This window comes from Paenibacillus algorifonticola (assembly GCF_000971975.1).
Taxonomy (GTDB): Bacteria; Bacillota; Bacilli; order Paenibacillales; family Paenibacillaceae; genus Pristimantibacillus; species Pristimantibacillus algorifonticola.
In genome coordinates this window covers 1-22,556 of record NZ_LAQO01000062.1, presented here as the reverse complement: position 1 = coordinate 22,556, position 22,556 = coordinate 1, and the positions used below count along the sequence as shown (strand labels likewise).

Below are 22,556 nucleotides of genomic sequence, written 5' to 3'. Positions count from 1 at the left end.
TTTTGTGCGCAAATTTCGATGCTACAGAAAGTTATGAAGATTCAGAGAACATTTATGCAACGCTAGTGGATACACATAAAGTAACCCCGCATAATACTGGAAAACTCTTTCTTTTCATAAACAAAAAACTCCCTCACGTTTTTTTATTTTATGAATTTACATGTTGTAAAATAATCTTAAACTTAATAAAAAATATAGTCAATATTAAATTGATATATAATATGGTAATTTTGTTTGTTAAATATTAAATTAGGTAATTTTTTAGTTCTTCTGACCTGTTGATGTTTTTAGTGTTTTAGTGTAGTTCACTACAGATTGAAAAGCTTAAATAAGTGCAGAAAATAGTGATTTTATTGCCATATCAAAATCCCCTCTCATATTGTAGAATGAGGCACATAAGCGCTGCATGATACGAAAGGAGACGACAGATGAGGAGCTTCAAGCTAAGCAAGCTATATATACCATTTACGTATAAAATGATGATCCCATATATGGCGCTTGTGCTGCTGACGGATGTGCTGGTCGGCTATATTTCGTATACGATGCTTATTCAGTCGCGGACGGAAATGGCGGAGACGAATATTCGCACTGCGATGGAGCAGATGCGAAATAATATTGAATATCAAATGGACGAGATTGAGCGTATATCGAGCACGCTTTTCAGCAGCTTAACGTTCCAGAATGCCCTGCAAAACACTGGAGAACCGCTGGAAATCATGCTGAAAATGAAGGATGACATCATACCGCAGATGAGAGCGCCGCTCCAGCTGTATGGGAACAATATCCGGCTCGCGGTTTACACGGTAGACGAGAAAATGTATGAGGTGCCGGGCGATGATATGGACAAGCCTATTCAGCGGCGGGACTATTACGTGCTTTCGGTGCATCGGATCGAAAATACGGATTGGTTCCAGTCCCTTCAGGCATCCAATCAGGATAATCTTTGGATACAGCTCGATTCTGACCGCAAGCTGGACAATATTTCGCATTTTCGCAAGCTGGTATCGTCCAGTGGCATGGCTTCGGTTATCGGCTATGTGCGCGTGACGGCCCGCTTTGATGAGCTGCTTGGCAACTTCGATACGTTCCCGATTGATCAAGGCATCAGCTTGCGATTTCTAAACACTCAATCAGGCGAGGTCATGTATACGCGCGGCTTGGCGAACGATCAGTCTAATCCGGCTTCCTACCTCAGTGTGAAAGAAGAAATACCCGGAACGCCGTTCGTGATTGAGACGCTTGTGCCCCATGCCTATTTGAATAAGGACGCCAGCAAAATGCAGAAGGTCATCGTTGCCGTGTGTCTGATCAGCTTCCTGGTCATGGCGTTTATTGGCTACATTGTTGCCCGGCTGTCTGGCAAAAAGATGAAGCGAATTGTTACGCTGGTTCACTCCTTTCAAGAGGGGAATTTTCATAAGCGGATCGGTTTTACCGGCAATGACGAGTTTGTTCATATTGCCAATTCTTTCAACCAAATGGCGACGAGTATTCAAGAGCTGATTAAAAACGTCTATGTGCAGGGCATTCAAAAAAAGCAGGCGGAGCTGGATGTGCTTCAAGCGCAGATTAGCCCTCATTTTTTATACAACACACTTTCGACCATCGGCAGTTTGGCTAATTTGGGCGAGACGGACAAGGTGACAGCGATGGTTCAAGGATTGTCCAAGTTTTACCGTTTAACGCTAAATGGCGGCAACGTCTACATTACGCTGGAGAAGGAGCTTGAGCAGGTAAAGACGTATTTGGACATTCAGCGGGTAAAGTATGCCGATACGTTCGAGGTTTATTACGATATCGAGCCGGAAATTTTGCAAACGCCGATTATTAAGCTTATTTTACAGCCATTTGTGGAAAATATATTTAAGCATGCCTGGTTTGGCAAGACGATTGCCATCCGCATTACAGGAAAACGGCTGGGTGACCGCATTGAGCTGAAAATCATTGATACAGGCATCGGCATGCGTCCGGATACGCTCAAAAAAATGCTCGCAGCCCAGTCACTAAACATGCCGGCACATTCGCAGCAAATGGATAACAGAGGAAGCGACAGCGCTCACAAACGATTGGGAAGGAAAGGTTTACCACTACCCGCTGGAAACCTTCGTTTTTGACAACAGCAAGGTGAAGACGGAAGTGGCGAACGTCGGCAATGTGATGCTCCGCTTTGCTATTCCACTGGAATACGGCGCCATCAAGGATGTAGATAAGGGCCTCGAGGATTTGAACAAGCAGGTGAAAGCGGCCGGCATTGATAAAATTCTCGCAGAAGTGCAAAGCCAGGTCGATGCTTTTCTGGCAGCGAAAAAATAATAGCAGCTAAGGCAATAAGCTGCCCGCAGACGGGACATCTGGCAAACAGGTGCTCCGGCTGCGGGTTTTTGCTTTTTCAATAGATCAATTTGAATAAGATGGGCTAAACCAATTGCGTATCGTTATTGATGGAAATGAGCACAATGGCTGTATCCTCGCCAATATTTTTGGCGTAGTGGGGCATGCAGGCTTTCCAGCTAAAGGAATCGCCTGCGTAGATGGTCGCCGATTCGTCCCCCTGCTCTACATAGATCGTGCCGGAGAGGAGAAAGTGGATTTCTTCACCCGCATGGGCATGCGCCTCTGCCGTCGAAGCGCCGGGCTCAAGCTCGACCAGCATCATTTTGACGCAGCCGCGCTCGCTGAGCTGCTCGACCTTCATCTTACCGCCGCCGTACAAGGTGTGCCGCCGCTCATCCTTGCGCAAAATCTGCATCCGCTCATCCTTTTTGAGCAGCAGGAAGGCGAGCGGAACGTTCAGTGCTCCGGCAATGTGATCGAGCGTAGAAATGGATGGCGATGTTTTGTTATTTTCTACTTGGCTTAGGAAGCCTTGCGATAGTCCGGTAAGCTCCGCAACCTGTTGGATGGAGAGTTGTTTCTTCTTGCGAATCGAGCGAATCGTATTGCCAATATCCATGAGTACCTCCTGAAACATTGGTTGCCTCTTAACCGATGTCGTTAAGCTGTGGCGGTTGAGCCTGTGAATGGGGCATTAAGCTTCATCCATAGTAGCAAATGTTTTATTGACTTGCCAGCTTTAGCGTGATAATATTTCTCATATAAAATATATATTCTTATTACAAATATATCAGATAAAGAGGCGATGGACAATGGCTATTTCCATTCATCCGGCTGCACATATTGGATATGTGAAGCTTAAAGTAAGTAATATGGAGCGCTCGCTCCTTTTTTATAAAGCGGTTGTTGGCTTTAAGGAGCTTTCGCGCAGCGGAAACGAAGTGCAGCTGACAGCTGACGGCAAGCGTCCGCTGCTTATATTGCAGGAGCAGCAGGGTGCGGTTGTTTTGCCGGAGCGTGCAGCTGCGGGACTGTATCATTTTGCGATCTTATTGCCGAGCCGTGAAGCGCTGGGGCTTGCTTTGCGGAATTTGGCGAACCATAATGTGCCGGTTGGACAGGGCGACCATTTGGTTAGCGAAGCGCTCTATTTCAATGACCCAGATAACAATGGCATAGAAATTTACCGCGATCGCCCGCGCGAGCAATGGGAGAAGCTGGAGGGCGGCGGCTATAAGATGGCGACTGATCCCGTTGACATTCAAGGTCTTCTGGATGTTTCCGAAGGCAAGGTTTGGAATGGACTGCCGGAAGGCACGGTTATTGGGCATGTGCATTTGCATGTGAGCCATTTGCCGCAAGCCCAGCAGTTTTATTGCGATACATTAGGCTTTGATATTATTTTCAATATGGGCGGGTCCGCATTGTTCATTTCGGCGGGGGGCTATCATCATCACCTCGGCCTGAATACATGGGCAGGCGTAGGTGTTCCGGCAGCTCCGGCGAATGCGGCTGGATTGGCCTACTATACGATTGTGCTTCCTGATCGAGCAGCGATGGATGAAGTGCTGGCTAGACTAGGGCAAAAGCAAATACAATTCCGCGAGCAGGCAGAGGGCTGGATGGTCACAGATCCTTCCGGCATTTCCAGCTTGCTGACGATTGGTGGATAAGCGGCGATGGAGAAGCGAACAGAAGGACAGCAGTCAGCTATTGAAATTGGCATTTACACATTAGGCGATATACTGCCTGATCCACATACATTGGAAACGATAAGCGTGAAGCAGCGGCTTCAGGATATAATTGCAGCGGCAAAGCTGGCGGATGAGGGAGGCCTCGACATTTTCGGCTTGGGCGAGCATCACCGCCATGATTTTGTCGTTTCGGCAACGCCGGTTTTACTGGCAGCTATTGCCCGGGAAACAATGCGAATCAGGCTGACGAGTGCGACTACCGTGCTCAGTACGGTTGACCCGGTACGCTTATTTGAGGATTATGCGACTCTGGATTTAGTATCCGATGGACGTGCGGAAATTATTGCGGGCCGCGGAGCTTTCGTCGAATCGTTTCCGCTGTTTGGCTATGAATTGAGCGATTATGATGAGCTGTTTGGCGAAAATCTGGAGCTGTTCGGCGAGCTAAGCCGCCAGGATACGGTAACCTGGCAGGGCAAGCATCGCCGCGCACTGCGGGCCGCTGCTATTGCCCCGCGTCCGATTCAGCCGCAAATTCCGATATGGGTTGGCGTCGGAGGATCACCGCAGAGCGCCGTGCGCGCAGGGGAATTTGGCCTCGGCATGGTAATGGCGATTCTTGGCGGTTCACCCGAGAGGTTCAAGCCGCTCGTCGATATTTATCGTGAGACTGGAATCGCATCGGGCTTTGATGCAGCGAGCTTGAAGGTTGGCGTCACCGGTCACGGCTATATCGCGAAGGACAGTCAGCAGGCGCGTGCGGAATATTTTCCATATTACACGAATTATTGGTCGCATATGAACCGCCAGCACGGCAGCGACTTCCGCATTACGCAGGAGGAGTTCGCCGATATGACGGCGCCGGATCAGGCCTTGTTCGTCGGCAGCCCGCAAGAAATAGCTGAGAAAATTATTCGCCAGCATGAGCTGTTTGGGCATCAGCGTTTTATTGCCCAGCTCGATATTGGCGGCATTCCTTATGCCAAAGTTGCCGAAAGCATCGAGCTTCTAGCTGGGAAGGTTGCGCCTATCGTGCGCGAAGCGACAAGAGCGAAATAATGCTTTAAACCTTATCCGTACCGATTTTGCCGAAAGCTGGCGGATAACGGTATCTCATTCATAGATTCATAGACAATCTGGCAGGCGCTGCTTTACGGCGTTTGCCAGATTTTTTTGTTGTGCTCCAAAATATTTTCAATAATCAGACGATTATACAATTTTCTCATAAACAATCCTTTACAATAGATTTTAGCAAACTTAGAAATACATATTTTTGGTTTAAAAGGTAATTTGTGATATTTGATAGAAGGGAGGCAAGCTGGCGGTTTTAGTAGAGGGCAAAGAAAAATAGGAGGGATTTCATGCAGCAATGGTTCAAACGCAAAACAAGTCGCAATAAGCAATTATCTATACTAATCGTCATGGCGCTTTTGCTCACCTTATTGTTCCCGGCAGGGGCTATGGGGGCCGAAGCAGCGCCGCAAAGCATTAAATCTTCCATTTTGTCAGAACAGCTGAAGCTGCCAAAATCGGCTTATCAGCAGGTTGATTCAGCAGGCAAGAAGGAGTCAGCGGGCTTGCTTGGCGCGCAGGTAGAGCAGCGCTTCAAGGTAGAAGCGGCGGCTGGCACTGAAACGGGGGGGCCAGCAGCAGAGGGAACAACGCCATTGCTGATTACACCTCAAAACTATGTGCCGCATTCGGACAGCGGCCAGACGATCAGCGTCATCGTAGAGCTGGTATCCGAACCGATTGCCGTGCAGAGCGTCAAGGCACAGCAAGGACAGGCCAAGTCGATTGTCGGCTATCAGACGATTGTAAAGCAGGAGCAATCTAGCTTTGCTGCTGCTGCGAGGAAGCTGAATGTGAAGCTCGGACGTCAGTACCAGCAAATTTTCAATGGCTACTCGGTGCAGGTTCCGGCGAATCAGGTGGACAAGCTGCTTGCGCTGCCTGGCGTGAAGGCGATCTATCCGAATACGGAAGTCATTGTAGAGCCGCTGCCAAGTGTGGAGGCGAAAATGGACGAGAGTGCTCCATTTATCGGTGCTCCTACTTATTGGGACAGCGGCCTAACGGGGGAAGGCATTAAGGTCGGTGTTATCGACAGCGGTATTGACTATCTCCATCCAAGCTTGAAGGATGCTTATAAGGGCGGCTATGATTTTGTCGACAATGACAATGATCCGTACGAGACGCTTCCCGATCCGAATGATGTCGAGGTGGCAACCTCCCACGGCACGCATGTGGCTGGAACCGTGGCAGGGCGCGGAGATCCGGGAAACCCGGATGGCGAAAGCGGCTGGGTAAAAGGCGTCGCATATGGTGCAGATATTTATGCTTACCGCGTACTGGGGCCGAAAGGCAGAGGTTCGACCGAAAACGTCATTGCCGCGATGGAAAAATCGGTTATCGACGGCATGGATGTCATTAACCTTTCGCTGGGCGATGAATTTAATGATCAGTTCGAGGCCAGCGCCGTTGCGCTGAATAACGTGATGCTGGCAGGCGTAGTTGCGGTTGCGGCGAACGGCAATGATGGACCGGAGCCGTATACGGTAGGTGTTCCGGCTACAGCGGAGCTGGCGATTTCCGTCGGCGCTTCTTCGCCGCCGCTGTCTGTGCCTGTGCTGACAGGGGATGGAGCAGGCCGCGTTTATGGTGCCTATATGACCTATTCCCCCGAGCTTGGCAATCTGGAAAATAATGCACTGGAGCTTGTATATGCCGGCTTTGGAACAGCGGCGGATTTCATTGGCAAAGATGTAACAGGTAAAGCTGTGCTCATTTCACGCGGCTCCATTACTTTTGGCGAAAAGGCGCTAAATGCCTTAAATGCCGGAGCTGCGGCTGTCATTATTTATAATAATGCGACAGGCGGCTTTGGTGGAACGCTCAATGCTGGAGTCGATTATGTTCCTACGTTGAGCATTTCGCAGGAGGATGGGCTCGCTTTGAAAGCGAAGGTTGACGCAGCTGCTGGCGCCGAAGCTGGTGGGTATACGATCGATTTTAGCACAGTAGTAGAGCAGGATATGATGGGTGATTTCAGCTCGCGTGGCCCATCGCTGCCAGGTCTGGCTATTAAGCCGGATATTTCGGCGCCAGGTGTAGCCATTCGCTCCACCGTACCTGCTTATGGCGGGGATTATTCGGATGCTTATGAGAATAAGCAAGGCACGAGCATGGCGAGCCCTCATATTGCAGGCGCAGCGGCGCTGCTGCTTCAAAAGGAGAGGGGACTTACTCCGTTCGAGGTGAAGGGGCTGCTGATGAACAATGCGAAGAAGCTGGCGGATCGCAGCGGCGAGCGTTATTCGCATATGGATCAAGGGGCAGGCCGTATTGACTTGGAGCAAATCTCCAATGCAAAAGCGATAGCGCTTGTGGAGGAAATGACGGTTGCGGTAGCAGGCGCGGCCGCTACGTCTTATTTGACGGGCAGCTTATCATTCGGAGCGCTGGCCGCAGGGGATGAGTCGCTAAAAACAATCCAAGTAAAGGATATTTCCGGTACAGGCAGCTCGTATGCTGTATCGACGATTTGGTATGGCGAGGCGGCGGGCGAGCTTAGCGTTAGCGAAGAACAGCTCGCGGTAGCGGCTGGCGGCAGTGCTTCATTCGATGTGGCGCTGCATGTAGCTGAAGCAGCGGCGGATGGCCGTTACGAGGGAGAAGTAATTATTGAAGGAGGCGGGCAGACCATCCAGCTTCCATTAGCTGTATATGTAGGCGAGGTGGAGCTGCCAGCAAAAGTATCAGAAATCGCGCTTGATCCGTTCCTCTTTTCGCCAAATGGTGATGGCGCAGCGGATACGACTGATCTTACCTTCCGTGTAAATGCAACGCTGCCGTATTTTTCTCTGGATGTCTATGCGGTTTCGGGAAGCAATTTGTCCTGGAGAGGGGTCATTGTGGAAAACGCGCAAGGCGTTAGCCCGGGCAACTACATCGTTGAAGGCTGGGACGGAGAAATATTGACGGCGCTTGGCGCTCAGCAGCTTGGTGAAGGACATTATGTCGTCGTGCCTTGGGTTGGTCTTGGGGCAAATGATTATTTGCTTGACCAGCTCGCCGAATTCGCCTTGGATGTGCAGGCTCCAGTTGCAGAGCTGGCTGATCCGCCGATTGACGTTACAGGCAACGAGGGCGTGATTAGCGGGCGAATCCTCAGCGACCGCCTCATTACGTTGTTCGGCGATTATTCGGCAGTTGGCGCTGCGGCCATCGCTGAGGATGCAAACGGTGATTTGCAGCAGTATGATGGGGCGATTTCAGCAGACGGGCGCTTCGAGATAACGGTGCCCATTGTCCAAGGAAGCAATACGTTTGACGTGTATGTGTATGATGCCGCCGATAATGGCGTCATTGAACCAGCCTTTGTAGTCCATTATGAGAGTACGGTTGAGCAGCCTGCCACATTAGCAGCTGTTGCTTCAAAGTCCAGTGTGCGCACAGGAGAAACCTTTGACATTGATGTGGATTTTGCTCATGTAAAGGGCTTATATGCGGCACAATTCAGCTTAACGTATGACAGCGGGCTAGTGAAAGGCTCAGTGGAGCCAAGCGTTACGCTGTCCACGTACCAGCAGCAGGTCAATTCTGGCGGATCGCTCATCGTAAATGAGACGATTGTCGATCTCGGCAACGGCAGTGCAAGGAGCGACTATGTCGTATCCTTGACCGGGGATCATAGCGGCTATAGCGGCTCCGGGACGCTGGCAACGTTCCATTTTTCCAGCAGCAGCGCCGGAAAACGGGATTTTAAACTGTCCAATGTACGGGCATTGAACAGCGACACGCAAGAAATTGCCTATAGCAGCGTGAGTGATGCATCTGTTACAGTGACGCCGGGGCCTACCGAGCCGGAACACCGGATTACAGGCAAAATAACGGCGGAAGCTCTCGGTAGCGCTGTAAATTACAGTGAGACGTGGTACCAAGGTGCCGATGGCGTGCACAAAGTTGTGGTAGAGGCGGTTACAGCAAACAAAGAGGTTGCAGCTGTTGGTGAAGTGAAGGCGGATGGAAGCTATACGTTGCTTGTCCCAGCGGGCACTTATACGGTGCGCGTAGTCGTGCCAGGCCATGTAGCTTCGGCTGCTTCGGTGACGGTGGCTGGCGGGGATACAACGCTTAATGTCGGACCGCTTCTGGCGGGCGATGTGAATGGCGATGGTAAAATCGATCTGGCCGATCTCCAGCTTGTCGCCAAGCAGTTTGGCAAGTCGCGGAGCACGAGCTGGGCCAATGCGCAAGCAAGCGCAGCTGATATTAACCGGGATAACGCGGTTGACCTGCTCGATGTTTCCTTCGTTCTAGGCAACTTTAAACTGTAAACGGCAAGAGGCAAGAGGCAAGAGGCAAGTGATGAAACAGTCGTGAAAAAATGGAAGGGGAGCGCGATCGGCTCCCCTCCCTATTTTCAGGATGCAGCATAGGAATGGGCGAATCGCAGCGTTCTCTTTTTTCGGAAAAGCTAAATTTGGTCAACAGGCAAGCGATGGACAGGGCATAAGAAGCCGAGGACAGGAGAGATGGATTTGAGAGTGAGTCTGAGTCTGCATCCAAAATGGTTGTCATTGATGGGGGCAAGTCTGCTGGCCGCTGCATGGCTTGGTACGGCAGGGGCTTCGGGAGCTGAGAAGGTGGAAGCAGACAAGCTGCCGCAAATTCGTATTGTGCCTTCTGCAAACCAGGTGAAGGTTGGTGACGTGTTCGAGGTCGCCGTATGGCTGCAAGGCTTTAAAGGGAGCTACGGTGGAGTTCAAGGCTATGAGGTACATATGAAATACGATTCTGAGCGGATAGCGCCTGTAGTTGATAAAGAGGCGGGGGCGCTGCTGCGGCCTGCGGTGTTTGCAGCTTCGGCGAGCCCCATGCAGCTGCTGAACAAGCTTGATGCCGCAGCAGGCCTCATTCAAATTGCCGAGGCGACGGCCCAGCGCGGCCCGGCGTTATTTTCCGGCTACGGCAAGCTGGGCAGCCTGACCTTCAAGGCGGAGAAGGACGGAGCAGCGTCCTTCAGCTTGGCGAAGTCGATTATTATTTTGCCGGATAATCCGGGGCTGAATATTCAGCATAGGGTAAATGAGCCAGTCGTCAGCATTGGCGCAGGGTCAGTCAAGGACGGTGCGACGAAGGTCGTCGGACAAGCGCCAGCGAAAGCTGCAGCGCAATTGACGGGGGAGCAGCGCCTCAAGCAATTCAAGGATTATGAGGCGGTTGCGAAGCTGAAATGGGCTTCCGCAGCTGTCGGAGAGCTGGCGCTGAAGCAAGTGATGCAAGGGACGGCGGCTGGCGATTTTGAGCCGGGGCGTCTAATGACGCGGGCAGAATTCGCGAAGGCTGCAGTGCTGGCATTTGAGCTGGATATGAAGCAGCAATCCATCCCCGCTTTTACCGATGTGCGCAAAAGCGATTGGTCATACGACTATGTGGAGACAGCTGCGGCAAATGGACTGCTGCAAGGTGTAGAGCGGCCGCAAGGCAGCGCTTTTCTGCCGAACCAGCCGGTTACGCGAGCGGAAATTGCTGCCGTGCTGTCGCGGCAGCTCAAGGCGCTCAGTATGACAGCACTGTCAGAGCCGCCAGCAGTATCAGCATCAGGATCCGTAACGTTGTCGCCACCTGAAACATCTACAACGTCTTCAACTTCCGATGCTTCGGAAGCAGCTCCTACAACTGCTGCAGACTCAGCAGCCAATACCGCAGCCGGCGGACATCCGTTTACCGATATTAGCGGCCATTGGGCGGAGCAGGATATTGCGTATTTGTACGAGCAGGAGCTGCTGCAAGGACGGACGGACAAGCTTTTTGCGCCGGGCGACCATGCGATACGTGCGGAAGTCAGCGTGCTGCTGAACCGTATGATGCAGCGATTGAACTAACATCCACTACGCTGCGCAGCCATGCAAAACTCCCCCAGCCACGAGGCAGGGGGAGTTTTGCAATACATGCTCTATACCGGAATCATAAGTAAAATAATCGAAAATAGCGAGAAGCAAACGCTGATCAGAAACAGAAACGACAGCACTTGTCCGGGTTTGAGACCGGAATGCAGCAGGCGGTAATGCACCTGCGTCGCATCTGCCTGATAAATCGGCTTGCCCTGCATCATGCGCTTGATGACGACGAAAATGTTATCGAAGATCGGCACGCCCAGCGCTAAAATCGGAATGAAAATCGACAGCACGGTCGCCTGCTTGAAGGCGCCATCGAGTGCAATGACACCGAGCATAAAACCTAGGAATGTCGCGCCAGCGTCGCCCATAAATATTTTTGCCGGAGGCTTGTTGTAGCGCAAGTACGCAATCGCCGCTCCGATCAAAATAATGGCCAGCATCGCGGAATCGCTTTGCCCTTTGGTGAGCGCTACAATAAACAGCGTCACTGCTGAAATCGTCGACAGTCCGCCAGCCAAGCCATCCATGCCATCGGAGAAGTTAATGACGGTCGTTACGCCGAAGATCCATAAAATCGTCAGCACGAATTGCAAGGCATAAGGCAGGTTGACGAACTCCCCGCTAAGCGGATTGTAGAACCCCTCGAATGATACACCAGCGAAAAATACGATTGCCGCCGCTGACACTTGAACGAGCATTTTCGGCAGAGACGGAAAATCCTTGCCATGCGTCTTGTACCAATCATCAATCGTGCCAATAATGAGCAGCAAAATCGAGCTTATAATAATAGCGACTGTTTTCATTGTAATCTCATCTACAAACATCAAATACGTAGCCATAAAGCCGACAAAAATAGCATAGCTCGCCGTGAGTGGAATCGGCTCTTTATGTATTTTGCGTTCGACATCCTTGCGGGGCTTGTCCACAAAATCGATGCGGAAAGCAAGCTTGCGAAGCGGAGGAATAAGCAGCAGCACAATAAAGAAAGACATTGCAAATGCAGCAGCGTAACTAATCTAGATCATCTCCTGAATGTATAAATATTAAAAATGGGCAGCAAAACTAGCAATCTCTCAAACTAATAAAATGTTACAATAAACGAGTTTGAATAGCAAATTTCTGATAAATAACTCATCTTCCGCCGACAGCACGAAAATTTCCTTCGAATCTTGCAGCCAGCCCGGCTATTACGTTCGCCATTATAAATATGTGCTGCGGCTTGACGCCTTAAGCGCTCTCCATACAACAATCGCCAAAAACGAAGCGACGTTCAAACGAACGAACTATTCTTAAAACGTTAGCAGCAGAAAAGGGGAGGGGCTGAAAAAGAGGAAAAAGAGGAGAAAGAGAGAGAGAGAGAAAGAGAGAGAAAGAGAGAGAAAGAGAGAAAGAGGGGCTGCCCCCTCTTTCTGTTGTGTTTATGAATGGACAGCGGCTTCATATATTTTTGCAGCCTCTCCATTAAAGAGGTAGCCCGTGGTGAGATACGTCCAATCATATTTTTCGTAATAACCTTCCAAATCAGTGGAGAGATAGAGCTTCGTTAGTCCTAGACTCTTCGTCTCTTCTAAGGCGTGCTTCAATAACCTAGCACCTACTTTATTTCCTCGCAGCTCTGGAACCACATATAAACAAGCGAGCCAAGGAAACAAATCCTGGCGGCTGATCAGATCATTTCGCAAGAGTGCATACGTACCGACTATGGAATCATTTTGCACCGCAATATAAAATCGTGGAAGGTCGCAAACGGATGTACATGAATGAAGCATGCAATCCTGATAAAACTTAAAGTTGCTCTCGCTCCCCCACTGATCCCAATACATCTGAACAGCCTCATCAAAAAACGCCATCTTATCTCGTAATTCAAATACTTCAATCATAGTCTGCAATCTCCTAATAATTATACCTTGCTTCAATTTGTATTCAGCCGTTAGCGAAGATCCTTATAAATTTCCCGCATCACATGACCGAGCTCAGGAACGATGATGCGTTCGGCCGCGAGCCGGACTGCGCCGCTGGAGCCGGGCATGGAGAAAATCGCCGTATCCTCGTAGACACCAGCAATCGCCCTGCTTAGAATCGCCGCCGTGCCAATATCTTCAGCAAAGCTCAAATAGCGGAAAATCTCGCCAAACCCGTGCATTTCCTTGTCCAGTAAATCCTTTACTGCCTCGTAGGTCGTATCCCGCTTGGCAATGCCCGTCCCGCCATTGAGCAAAATCGCCTCAACTGCCGGGTCCGAAGCCCCGCTGCGCAGCGCGGACTGGATTTCGCTGTATTCGTCCTTGACGATGGCGTAGCGCGTCGTCTGATAACCGCCTGCCTTGAGCAGCTCAATAAGCAGCGTGCCGCTTTTATCGGTAGCAGGCGTACGCGTGTCAGATACGGTAATGACCATGCAATTAACGGTCGAAGGTGCTTCCTCGCGATGTTGTTCAACGGATGTACTCATTGGAAATGTAAACATCCTTTCTTGGCAAGTTATGCCGGAAAATAATTGAATAATGACTACTATTGTATACTGGATCCGGCCCCGATGCCAGCGCGTGCCTAGGATGTTCCTCCGTATAAGGCAATGGGGGCTAGCCCAAAATAGGCAGTTGACGAATGAAAATCTGCTTGCTATACTCATTAAGCGTAATGATTACTAATAAGAAACGTGATAACGAATAACGAATAACGAATAACGAATAACGAATAACGAATAACGAATAACGAATAACGAATAACGAATCGCTGCTGGCGATTTCTTTTTTAAGACAATATCGTAATAATTACGATCAAGCGTAAACGGCTGTCGCCATCCTCTGGCGGCAAAGCTACCGTTTCGAGGGTGAAATATAAGCCCATTATAAGGGTGAAACTTATAAATTCTTATATTTTAAAAAAATAACGTTGGAGCGAAAGGAGAGAAACCGCGTGCAGATTGCTTCTTTAGAAAATGTCGTATTCGGCTATGGTAGCGTGCCGAGTCTGAATGAGGCGTCTATGGCGATACATGCCGGCGAATTTATAGCGGTAACCGGGCCTAACGGCGCCTCGAAGACGACGCTGCTTAAGCTGGCGCTGGGCTTGCTGAAGCCGTGGAGTGGAGAGGTTTACTTGGCGAAGCTCGGCGCGAGCGGCAAGAAGCTCGTGATCGGCTATGTGCCGCAGCAGATCGCGGCGTTTAACAGCGGCTTTCCCAGCACGGTGCTGGAGTTCGTCAGGTCCGGCGCTTACGAGAGCGGAGCTTGGCTGCGGCGGCTGCGACCGCAGGAACGGGCTCGTGCCGAGGAGGCGCTGCGCCAGGTCGGCATGTGGGAGCAGCGCGGCCGCAAAATCGGCGAGCTGTCCGGCGGACAGAAGCAGCGGGTGTGCATTGCCAGAGCGCTGGCGCAGCAGCCCGATCTGCTCGTCATGGATGAGCCGACAACAGGAATGGATGAAGCGAGCCGTAAAGGCTTTTACGAGTTAATGCATCATCATGTGCAGGCCCATGGGCGGACGGTTGTTATGGTGACACATGGACTCGAAGAAGTCCGGCCGTATTTGGACCGGATCATCGAGCTGGAACGGAAGGGGGAGGGAGGATGGAAATGCTGCACTACGACTTCATGCAGCGGGCATTTTGCGCCGGAGGCATTATCGCTTTAGTCGCCTCTGTGCTGGGCGTTCATTTAATGCTGAGACGGCAGGCGCTGATGGCGGATATGCTTTCGCATGTATCATTAGCTGGCGTTGCCGCGGGCGCCTATCTGGGCTGGAATCCTTCCTATGCCGGCTTCGCTGCTGCTGTAGCAGGAGCGATAGCGGTTGAATATATCCGGCGCTCGTACCGGGCTTACAGCGAAATGTCGATTGCGATTATTATGATTGGCGGCTTGTCGGGCGCCGTTGTGCTGATGGGGCTGAATAAAGGGATGAACAAAAGCTTCTCCTCGTATTTATTCGGCTCCGTCGTCGCGGTGAATGAAACCGAGCTTATCCTTATGCTCGCTGCGGCGGCAGTAGGAGCGATCTTTTTTATTTTGCTGCGCAGACCGCTGTATCAAATAGCTTTCGACGAGGAGACGGCGCAAACAAATGGCATTCCCGTCCGCCCTATCTCCATGCTGTTCAGCATCGTGACGGGCATGATTGTCGCTGCGGCTATGCCGATTGTAGGCGTGCTGCTCGTATCGGCGCTGATCGTGCTGCCTGCGGCGCTGGCGGTACGCCTTGCCCGCAGCTTTGCGGCAGCGCTCATTATTGCGATGCTGGTCGGCATGGCGGGCGTATTTACGGGACTGACCGCCTCTTATGAGCTGGGGACGCCGCCGGGCGGAACGATCGCACTATTTTTGCTCGCGCTGCTGATCCTTGGCATTGTGTTGAAGAAGGCGTCCGTTATAGCCGGGAAGCTGGGCAATCGGCAAAATCTTACGATAATCAGCAAGCATCAAACCGGGCAGCCGGCCCAAAACGGGGCTTTTCCCCGCATCAAGAGCAACAAGCTGGCTGCACCAGCTACTCATACACATGGAGGTACAGAAAATGAAAGTTATGTTTAGCAAATTTTCTTTGTTATTAATCGCAGCGGTGCTGCTGCTATCGGGATGTGGCGCGGCAGGAAGCACGAATGGGGCAAATACAGTTGGCGCGCAGGCAGACAGCGGAAGTGCCGCTTCCTCGGAGCCGAGCGTTTCGCCAGCTGCAGGCGAGACGGAAGCGAAGAAGCTGCAAGTCGTGACTACCTTTTATCCGATGTATGAGTTCAGCAAGCAAGTGGGCGGCGAATACGCCGATGTAACGGCGCTGATTCCGGCTGGCACCGAGCCGCATGATTGGGAGCCAAGTGCCAAGGACATGGCGGTGCTGAAAGAGGCGGATGTCTTCGTTTATAACGGGATCGTAGAAGGCTGGGCGGAGCAGGCGCTGGACAGCGCGGCAAATGAGAAACGCATCGTCGTGGAGGCGAGCAGCAGCATTGAATTAGCAGAGGGCGGAGAAGACGAGCATGCGCATGGGGAAGAAGCGCACAGCGATGCTGATGCGGAGCATGACCATGCTGCCGAACATGAGGAAGCCGAACATGAGGAAGCCGAGCATGAGGAGGCGGGGCATGAGCATGATCATGAGCATAGTCTCGATCCACATGTATGGCTGAGTCCGAAGCTGGCACAGGCAGAAGTTGCGGCCATTCAAGAGGCGTTCGCGAAAGCAGATCCCGCCCATGCGGACAGCTATAAAGCGAATGCGGATGCCTATATTGCGAAGCTCAAAGAGCTGGACGATGCGTATAAGGCTGGGCTTGCAGGGATGAAGCGTACCGAGTTCGTTACGCAGCATGCGGCTTTTGGCTATTTGGCGCGTGAATACGGCTTGACGCAGGTGCCGATTTCCGGCCTTTCTCCAGACCAAGAGCCATCCCCGGAGCAAATGGCGGAAATTGTGAAGCTGGCGAAGGAGCAGCAAATTAAAACGATTTTTTTCGAAACGCTGGTTGATCCGAAAATCGCCAGCACGATTGCGAGCGAAATCGGCGCCAAGACAGCGGTGCTGAACCCGCTGGAAGGGCTGACAGAGGAAGAAACGGCAGACGGGCTCGATTATATTGGCGTGATGAAAAATAACCTGGAAGCACTGAGGCTCGCTTTGAACGAATAAGGCGTGCTTAAGTCACAGCAAATGACATGTCATGAACCGTATAGGCCAAGCCATATAATTGAAGGGAAGCGTGAGGATGAATGGATAACGAAGTATTGGTAGAGAAGCAAGCAGATTTTAAAATTCCCGTGACGGTGCTGAGCGGTTATCTAGGGGCAGGCAAAACGACGATTCTCAACCATGTGCTGAACAATCGCGATGGCCTTCGGGTGGCGGTTATCGTCAATGATCTAAGCGAGGTCAATATCGATGCTGCTTTGATTCAAAAAGAAGGCGGGCTGTCCCGCACCGATGAGCAGCTAGTGGAAATGTCGAATGGCTGCATCTGCTGCACGCTGCGCGGGGATTTGCTGCGCGAGGTTGAGCGGCTGGCGAAGCAGGAGCGCTTTGATTATATTTTGATCGAATCGACGGGCGTGGGCGAGCCGGTTCCCGTTGCCCAAACGTTCACCTATATTGATGAGGAGCAGGGCATTGACCTGTCGCAATTTTGCCGCTTGGACTGCATGGTGACGGTCGTTGATGCGTACCGCTTCTGGCACGATTATTCCTCGGGCGAGACGCTGCTTGAACGCAGCCAGGGGGCGCATGAGGAAGACCACCGCGAGGTCGTTGATCTGCTGATCGACCAAATTGAATTTTGCGATGTGCTGCTGCTCAATAAATGCGATCTTGTGAGCGATAAGGATTTGAACGAGCTGGAAGGTGTGCTTCGCACGCTCCAGCCGCGCGCCAAGCTGATTCGAACCGAGCAGGGCAAGGTTGATCCTGCAGAAATTTTGAATACCGGCAGGTTCAACTTTGAAGAAGCCAGCGTATCGGCTGGCTGGATGCGGGAGCTGAATGCGCCTGTCCATACGCCAGAGACGGAGGAATACGGAATCGGATCATTCGTTTACGTTCGGGCGAAGCCTTTTCATCCCGAGCGGTTGATGCGTTGGATGGAGGAGTGGCCGGAAGCTATCATTCGGGCAAAAGGCATTATGTGGCTGGCAACCCGCAGCTTGCAGGCGCAGAGCATTAGCCAGGCGGGGCCGTCGATTCAATTTGGCCCTGCTGGACTGTGGGCGGCCGCGCTTCCTGAGTCGGAGCAGCACTTGCTGCTTGAGGAGGAGCCTGAGCTGGCAGACAGCTGGCATCCGATGTATGGCGACCGGATCAATAAGGTTGTATTCATCGGTATCGATCTACAGCGCGCCGAGATTGAAGCTTCGCTGGACCAGTGCTTGCTGACGAAGGAAGAGATGCAGCAGGATTGGGACAGCCTTATGGATCCGTTTCCGCAGTCGCAGCAGGAGGCTTGCGCCATAAATTAAGGAGACAGGCCGTTCAAAAGTATGTTATAAAAGGAGGTGAGCCTAATGAGAGTTACTGTAACGTTGGCATGCACGGAGACGGGTGACCGCAACTACACGACCTCCAAAAATAAACGTACGACCCCGGAGCGGCTAGAGATGCGCAAATACAGTCCTCGCCTCAAACGGGTGACTGTGCACCGGGAAACGAGGTAGGAAAGGAGGCTTCAAGAGGATGGCAACTTGGAACCTGACGCATACGCGCCATCATCTGCTTCTATGCAACGGAGGCAGCTGTAAACGCAGCGGCGCGGAAGAGGTAACGCTCGCCATCCGTGAGGAGCTTGCCAAGCACGAAGCGGATTCTTTCGTCCATACGACGAAGACGATGTGCAACGGCAGATGCGAGGATGCTTGCAATGTGGTCGTCTATCCCGACGGCAACTGGTATAACGGCATGACGCCAGAGCTTGGCCGCAAGCTCGTTCGCGGACTGCTTGACGGCAATCGGATGCCGCTGCCTGAGCGAATCTCGTATAACTACGATGCGGATAGCTTCGCAGCGACGGGCAGTGCGCCGGAAGGCGTCAGCAAGCCGCTTGTGAAGAAGGCGGAAAGAGCCTAGCGCCGAATTTTTTGCGCTAGACCTATCGTTTTATTTTTGACCAAGAGGAAGGGCTCTGTGTAGAGCTCTTCCTCTTGGTTTTTTAGTGTTTTTAGGAAGAGAATGGATTGGAGAATCGATGTTTGAATTACGCAACAAAGATTGATAATGATATAATGAAGATGAAATGGAGCTGATCAATTATGAAGCTGCTTAATCCGCGAAATGATTTTTTATTTAAGCGCATTTTTGGTAGTGAAGAGAACAGGGACGTCCTTTTGGCTTTTCTGAATCGTACTTTTGCTGAAGCTGGTCAGCCCCCACTTAGTGAGATTATTTTATTAAATCCATATACAGATAAGGACTCTCCGCGTGACAAGCAATCTATTCTTGATATTCGGGCGAAAACGAATGAAGGCGAAATCATTAATGTTGAGATGCAACTATTTAATAAATATGATACTGAAAAAAGAACGCTTTTTTATTGGAGCAAGCAATACTCTGGGCAATTGCAGGAAGGACAGTCTTACAGTCAGCTAAAACGGTGTGTGACTATCAATATTCTGAACTATTCGTTATTGCCGAATGATTTGTATCATAATGTATTTCATTTACGTGAAGACCGCACAGGAATTTCTCTAATTGATGATATTGAAATTCACTTTTTGGAGCTTTCAAAGCTCGATGAACAAGCAGTCCCCATTGAGAAGGGTGGGTTAGTGAACTGGCTGTTGTTCCTGAAAGGTGCAGATCAATCCAAATGGGAGGCGCTGACGATGAATGAACCTGTATTGAAGAAGGCGATGGATACGCTAGAATTTTTGAGTCAAGATTTAGAAGCGCGAAGACAATATGAAGACCGCCAAAAGTATTTGCATGATGAAGCTTCGATGATTGAGGCAGCTTTGTCGAGAGGGTTTGCTGAAGGGGCTGCCGAAGGAGAGGCTAAAGGGGAAGCAAAAGGCAAAATGGAAGCGAAAAAAGAAATCGCAAGAAAGCTTCTGGCCCTTAATATTGAAAGATCCGTTATAGCTGAAGCATCTGGGTTGACGGAAGAGGAGATCCGAGCAATAAAGCCGTTGGAATAAACAAAATACAGAAGAGCCGCCCCCTCGAGGTGTGGCTCTTCTGTATTTTGTTTGTTTTTAAACCAACGTCGCCAACTGCTGTGCAAGACGCTCAAGCGTCGATTTCGCGCCTTCGATAGCCCCGTATTCTTTGACCACTTTTTCCAGTTCCTCCGCAGATTTGAACAGTGAGTGCATAGTCAGTTCGGTCTCGCCATCTTGTTCTACAAACGTAACCGTTACCCGAAAGTGCTCAGCATCCTCATGATCGCCATGAGCGTATACGAGTCGCTCGGGGCTTACTACCTCAAGGTATGAAATTTTGTTGTCGTAATCAACGCCGTCAGGGCCATGCATGATGTAGCTCCATACTCCGCCTGGCTTTACATCGATTTGCTGGATCGTAATGGTGAAGCCTTCGGGCCCCCACCATTGCTGCAAATGCTCGGCCTCTGTCCAGGTTTTGAATACAAGCTCGCGGGATGTTTTGAACAGTCTGGTCACCGTAAGCTCTGGTCCATTGACCGCCGTAGTTGTATTGCTCGCTGAATGGTTTTGCGACATAAGGAATTCCTCCGTTATTGTTAAAATGGTATATAGACTTGCTCAGCTCAATCGTTATTTCATGTATTGAATATACTATAATAGGAATATTCCTATAAAGGAATATTTATTTTAGTTTGCTTTTTAACGAAATGTGTAGGGGGATTGTTGACGTTGTAACCTAGAAAGTGAATAGAAAATTGTCGAAAAAGTGTCACACTGGTTAAAAAGCCTCATTCCTATACCGATATAACTACTAATTAATAAACATTTTTTAAAAAGGGGATAGCTTATGGCTTTCAAAAACTCACGTTTTATTCGCGCTTTACTTACGTTCTGTTCCCTTCGTCAAACAGCAGGGCGGATCGTGCTGTCTACACTGCTTATAGTCATTGTCTGTGTTTCGGTCCTGTCCTATACGTTCTATGCTCCCACCTCTAGTGAGGTCAGGAGCCAATCAGAGAAGCAAATGGAATTGAATACGAGGCTGCTGGCAAAAGAAGTTGACAGCAGGATGAAAGAGAAGCAGACCATCATTAAAATGCTTGCCGAGCAAGGAGCAGAGCTTGGAGATGACAAGCAGAAGCATCTTGACTACATCATCAAGTCACAGAAGCTGCATCCTGAATTCTCAACGATTATGTATTCGGCTGACACGACGGGCAAGCTTGCAATAGACTTGAACGGTAAGGAATTTGACTTATCTGAGCGCCCCTATATAAAGGAGGTACAGGCAGGACGTGCTTTCGTCTCTGACCCGATTATTTCTAAAGTAGACAATCAGCTTGTCGTTGCAATTGGTGCTCCGATAATGAAGGATGGCCAGCCTGTTGGCTTTTATACAGCAGGATATCCGATTAGTGAGGTAGTCGAAAACATTGCCCGCTTTGAGCAAGGCGAGACGGGAAGAGCGATTATGACGACTGCGGATGGAACCTTTATTTATTTTCCGGATGAGTCCTTTATTTTAAACAATAAGATTGCCGATTTGGGCAACCCCGTATTGGATGAAGCTTTTGCTGATGCGGTTCAGGGCAATTATAAGGCCATTCATTTCAATGAAGCAGGGGTTGACCAGCTTTCCTATTTAACCAAAACGGATCTTAATTGGATCGTTGTCACCTACGTGCATGAGATCGAGTTTTTAAAACCGGTTAATGATTTGCTGAAGCTCATAATAATTGTAGGGCAATTCATTGTTTTGGGAGCGCTGCTGCTCAGCATTTTGATAGCGCTGCGAATTGTACATCCTATCCGCCAATTGACTCACGGAATTGATCTGCTGGCACAGGGGGATCTCACGTATCGCATTCCGGCCAAAGGAAAAAACGATATTAGCGTAGCTCTACATTCCTTTAATGCAGCAGGCGATCAAATGCACCAATTAATGAAAGGCGTTGCAGGCTTATCCGAGCAATTGACGGAATCGGCGAAACAGCTTGCGGCAGGCGCCGATCAAGGGGCACATGCAGCGCAGAGCATTTCGGAGGCTATTATGGTCGTGGCCGAAAGCTCGGAGCGGCAAACGTCCAGCGTACAAGATGGCAGCTATGCAGCGGAAAATATTGCTGTGCAAATTAACGGCGTTGCTGCACATAGCTCAGATGTATCGGCTATTGCCTCTGAGGCGTCTACCCTGGCAACAGACGGCTCAGCCGCAATGAATAAGCTCGGTGGCAAAATGGACGAAATGGAGCTCGGCATTCGGGAGTTGTCCGGCACGATTCAAGACCTTAGTGGCTTATCCGCCAAAATTGGTGAGGTTGTGGGCAGTATTAGCAACATCGCTCGCCAGACGAATATTCTCTCCTTGAATGCGGCAATTGAAGCATCGCGCTCTGGTGAAGCTGGGCGAGGTTTTGCCGTCGTTGCTGATGAAATTCGGAAGCTCGCAGGACAGTCGATGGCATCCGCGGAGCAAATTGCTGGCTTTATTGGGAGCATTCAGCTTGAGATTAAGCGGACGCTTCTCGCGTCTGAACAGACCGTAGAGCAAGCTGCTCAGGGCAGACAAGCAGGCGAATCGGCAAGCGAGCTGTTTACGCATATTCGCTCATCCGTAGAGCAGGTTGCAGACAGCATTCGAAGTGTTTCGGCGGCGGCAGACGAAATTGTCTCCGGCACAGGCAGTTTGGTTGATTCCATTCGTCACATTGCAGATTCCGCCAGCGAAACCGCAGCTGAATCTGAAAATGTCTCGGCTGCCGCGCAGCAGCAAATGGCATCGATGGAGGAAGTCGCTTCCTCCTCTGCCGAGCTCGCTAACATGGCAGAGAAGCTTCGGACGCAAATCGATAAATTTAAGCTGTAGTAGGTTGAACGATAAAAGTCAAAAGATAAAAGGTAAAAGGTAAAAGGTAAAACGACAAAAAACCGTTTCTTCGTTAAGGGCAAGCATAACCTGCCAATTACGAAAGGTGGATCGTCTACACTTAGTTGGACAATAAAAATGAGGGCTTGTAGAATAAACCTATCATACTAAGGAG

The 22,556-nt window shown here is 50.4% G+C and carries 20 protein-coding genes; 15 read left to right on the top strand and 5 right to left on the bottom strand.

Annotation, left to right across the window (positions count from 1 at the left end):
- Nucleotides 1-428: 428 nt before the first annotated feature.
- Both WH37_RS32250 and WH37_RS35180 read left to right on the top strand, forming a co-directional pair.
- A complete protein-coding gene (locus WH37_RS32250; RefSeq protein WP_052737404.1) occupies nucleotides 429-2,114 on the top strand; it encodes a sensor histidine kinase in 1,686 nt (561 codons plus the stop codon).
- Nucleotides 2,115-2,136: 22 nt separating this feature from the next.
- A complete protein-coding gene (locus WH37_RS35180) occupies nucleotides 2,137-2,313 on the top strand; it encodes a DUF3502 domain-containing protein (RefSeq protein ID WP_331458101.1) in 177 nt (58 codons plus the stop codon).
- 103 nt (nucleotides 2,314-2,416) lie between these two features.
- Here the strand turns inward: WH37_RS35180 and WH37_RS32245 are convergent, their stop codons facing one another.
- Nucleotides 2,417-2,953, bottom strand: coding sequence for a helix-turn-helix domain-containing protein (locus tag WH37_RS32245; protein WP_046234775.1), 537 nt, complete (start codon nucleotides 2,951-2,953; stop codon nucleotides 2,417-2,419).
- A gap of 193 nt (nucleotides 2,954-3,146) precedes the next feature.
- Between WH37_RS32245 and WH37_RS32240 the strand changes: the two genes are divergently transcribed.
- From WH37_RS32240 to WH37_RS32225, 4 genes are all read left to right on the top strand, one after another.
- Entirely contained in the window at nucleotides 3,147-4,007 is an 861-nt protein-coding gene (locus tag WH37_RS32240; protein WP_046234770.1) for a VOC family protein, read from the top strand.
- A 6-nt stretch (nucleotides 4,008-4,013) separates the two neighbouring features.
- Nucleotides 4,014-5,087, top strand: a complete 1,074-nt coding sequence (locus WH37_RS32235; RefSeq protein ID WP_046234769.1) for an LLM class flavin-dependent oxidoreductase — start codon at nucleotides 4,014-4,016, stop codon at nucleotides 5,085-5,087.
- Between the two features lie 302 nt (nucleotides 5,088-5,389).
- Nucleotides 5,390-9,367: a S8 family serine peptidase gene (locus WH37_RS37190; protein ID WP_052737402.1), complete on the top strand. Its 3,978-nt coding sequence runs from the start codon at nucleotides 5,390-5,392 to the stop codon at nucleotides 9,365-9,367.
- A 210-nt stretch (nucleotides 9,368-9,577) separates the two neighbouring features.
- Entirely contained in the window at nucleotides 9,578-10,918 is a 1,341-nt protein-coding gene (locus WH37_RS32225) for an S-layer homology domain-containing protein (protein ID WP_231594459.1), read from the top strand.
- A 71-nt stretch (nucleotides 10,919-10,989) separates the two neighbouring features.
- Here the strand turns inward: WH37_RS32225 and WH37_RS32220 are convergent, their stop codons facing one another.
- Nucleotides 10,990-11,925: an MraY family glycosyltransferase gene (locus WH37_RS32220; RefSeq protein ID WP_046234767.1), complete on the bottom strand. Its 936-nt coding sequence runs from the start codon at nucleotides 11,923-11,925 to the stop codon at nucleotides 10,990-10,992.
- A gap of 112 nt (nucleotides 11,926-12,037) precedes the next feature.
- Between WH37_RS32220 and WH37_RS37620 the strand changes: the two genes are divergently transcribed.
- Nucleotides 12,038-12,226: an AbfB domain-containing protein gene (locus WH37_RS37620; RefSeq protein ID WP_074905073.1), complete on the top strand. Its 189-nt coding sequence runs from the start codon at nucleotides 12,038-12,040 to the stop codon at nucleotides 12,224-12,226.
- A 125-nt stretch (nucleotides 12,227-12,351) separates the two neighbouring features.
- Here WH37_RS37620 and WH37_RS32215 read toward each other — a convergent pair whose 3' ends face one another.
- Both WH37_RS32215 and WH37_RS32210 read right to left on the bottom strand, forming a co-directional pair.
- Nucleotides 12,352-12,813 carry a GNAT family N-acetyltransferase gene (locus tag WH37_RS32215; RefSeq protein WP_046234766.1) on the bottom strand — a complete coding sequence of 154 codons (462 nt, stop codon included), beginning with the start codon at nucleotides 12,811-12,813 and terminating at the stop codon, nucleotides 12,352-12,354.
- A 50-nt stretch (nucleotides 12,814-12,863) separates the two neighbouring features.
- Nucleotides 12,864-13,385: a MogA/MoaB family molybdenum cofactor biosynthesis protein gene (locus WH37_RS32210; RefSeq protein ID WP_046234765.1), complete on the bottom strand. Its 522-nt coding sequence runs from the start codon at nucleotides 13,383-13,385 to the stop codon at nucleotides 12,864-12,866.
- A gap of 467 nt (nucleotides 13,386-13,852) precedes the next feature.
- Between WH37_RS32210 and WH37_RS32205 the strand changes: the two genes are divergently transcribed.
- From WH37_RS32205 to WH37_RS32180, 7 genes are all read left to right on the top strand, one after another.
- Nucleotides 13,853-14,569 carry a metal ABC transporter ATP-binding protein gene (locus WH37_RS32205; RefSeq protein WP_046234764.1) on the top strand — a complete coding sequence of 239 codons (717 nt, stop codon included), beginning with the start codon at nucleotides 13,853-13,855 and terminating at the stop codon, nucleotides 14,567-14,569.
- Nucleotides 14,506-15,465 (top strand): metal ABC transporter permease, encoded by a 960-nt coding sequence (locus WH37_RS32200; protein WP_082111113.1) that lies wholly within the window; start codon nucleotides 14,506-14,508, stop codon nucleotides 15,463-15,465. The genes WH37_RS32205 and WH37_RS32200 overlap by 64 nt, the downstream gene beginning before the upstream one ends.
- The gene (locus WH37_RS32195; RefSeq protein ID WP_052737401.1) at nucleotides 15,449-16,561 is read left to right on the top strand and encodes a metal ABC transporter substrate-binding protein; all 1,113 of its coding nucleotides are present in this window, start codon (nucleotides 15,449-15,451) and stop codon (nucleotides 16,559-16,561) included. Before WH37_RS32200 ends, WH37_RS32195 begins: the two co-directional genes overlap by 17 nt.
- A gap of 80 nt (nucleotides 16,562-16,641) precedes the next feature.
- The gene (locus WH37_RS32190) at nucleotides 16,642-17,877 is read left to right on the top strand and encodes a GTP-binding protein (protein WP_046234763.1); all 1,236 of its coding nucleotides are present in this window, start codon (nucleotides 16,642-16,644) and stop codon (nucleotides 17,875-17,877) included.
- Between the two features lie 45 nt (nucleotides 17,878-17,922).
- Nucleotides 17,923-18,072: a 50S ribosomal protein L33 gene (gene rpmG, locus WH37_RS35170; RefSeq protein WP_074905075.1), complete on the top strand. Its 150-nt coding sequence runs from the start codon at nucleotides 17,923-17,925 to the stop codon at nucleotides 18,070-18,072.
- A gap of 19 nt (nucleotides 18,073-18,091) precedes the next feature.
- On the top strand, nucleotides 18,092-18,481 hold the full coding sequence (locus WH37_RS32185) for a (2Fe-2S) ferredoxin domain-containing protein (RefSeq protein WP_046234762.1): 390 nt from the start codon (nucleotides 18,092-18,094) through the stop codon (nucleotides 18,479-18,481).
- Nucleotides 18,482-18,663: 182 nt separating this feature from the next.
- Nucleotides 18,664-19,548 carry an Rpn family recombination-promoting nuclease/putative transposase gene (locus WH37_RS32180; protein ID WP_046234761.1) on the top strand — a complete coding sequence of 295 codons (885 nt, stop codon included), beginning with the start codon at nucleotides 18,664-18,666 and terminating at the stop codon, nucleotides 19,546-19,548.
- 57 nt (nucleotides 19,549-19,605) lie between these two features.
- On the opposite strand, the gene WH37_RS32175 is transcribed toward WH37_RS32180, so the two are convergent.
- Complete coding sequence (locus WH37_RS32175) at nucleotides 19,606-20,091, bottom strand: SRPBCC family protein (protein WP_046234760.1); 486 nt, start codon at nucleotides 20,089-20,091, stop codon at nucleotides 19,606-19,608.
- A gap of 271 nt (nucleotides 20,092-20,362) precedes the next feature.
- On the opposite strand from WH37_RS32175, the gene WH37_RS32170 reads away from it, so the two are divergent.
- The gene (locus WH37_RS32170; protein WP_082111112.1) at nucleotides 20,363-22,381 is read left to right on the top strand and encodes a methyl-accepting chemotaxis protein; all 2,019 of its coding nucleotides are present in this window, start codon (nucleotides 20,363-20,365) and stop codon (nucleotides 22,379-22,381) included.
- The last annotated feature ends 175 nt before the right edge of the window (nucleotides 22,382-22,556 follow it).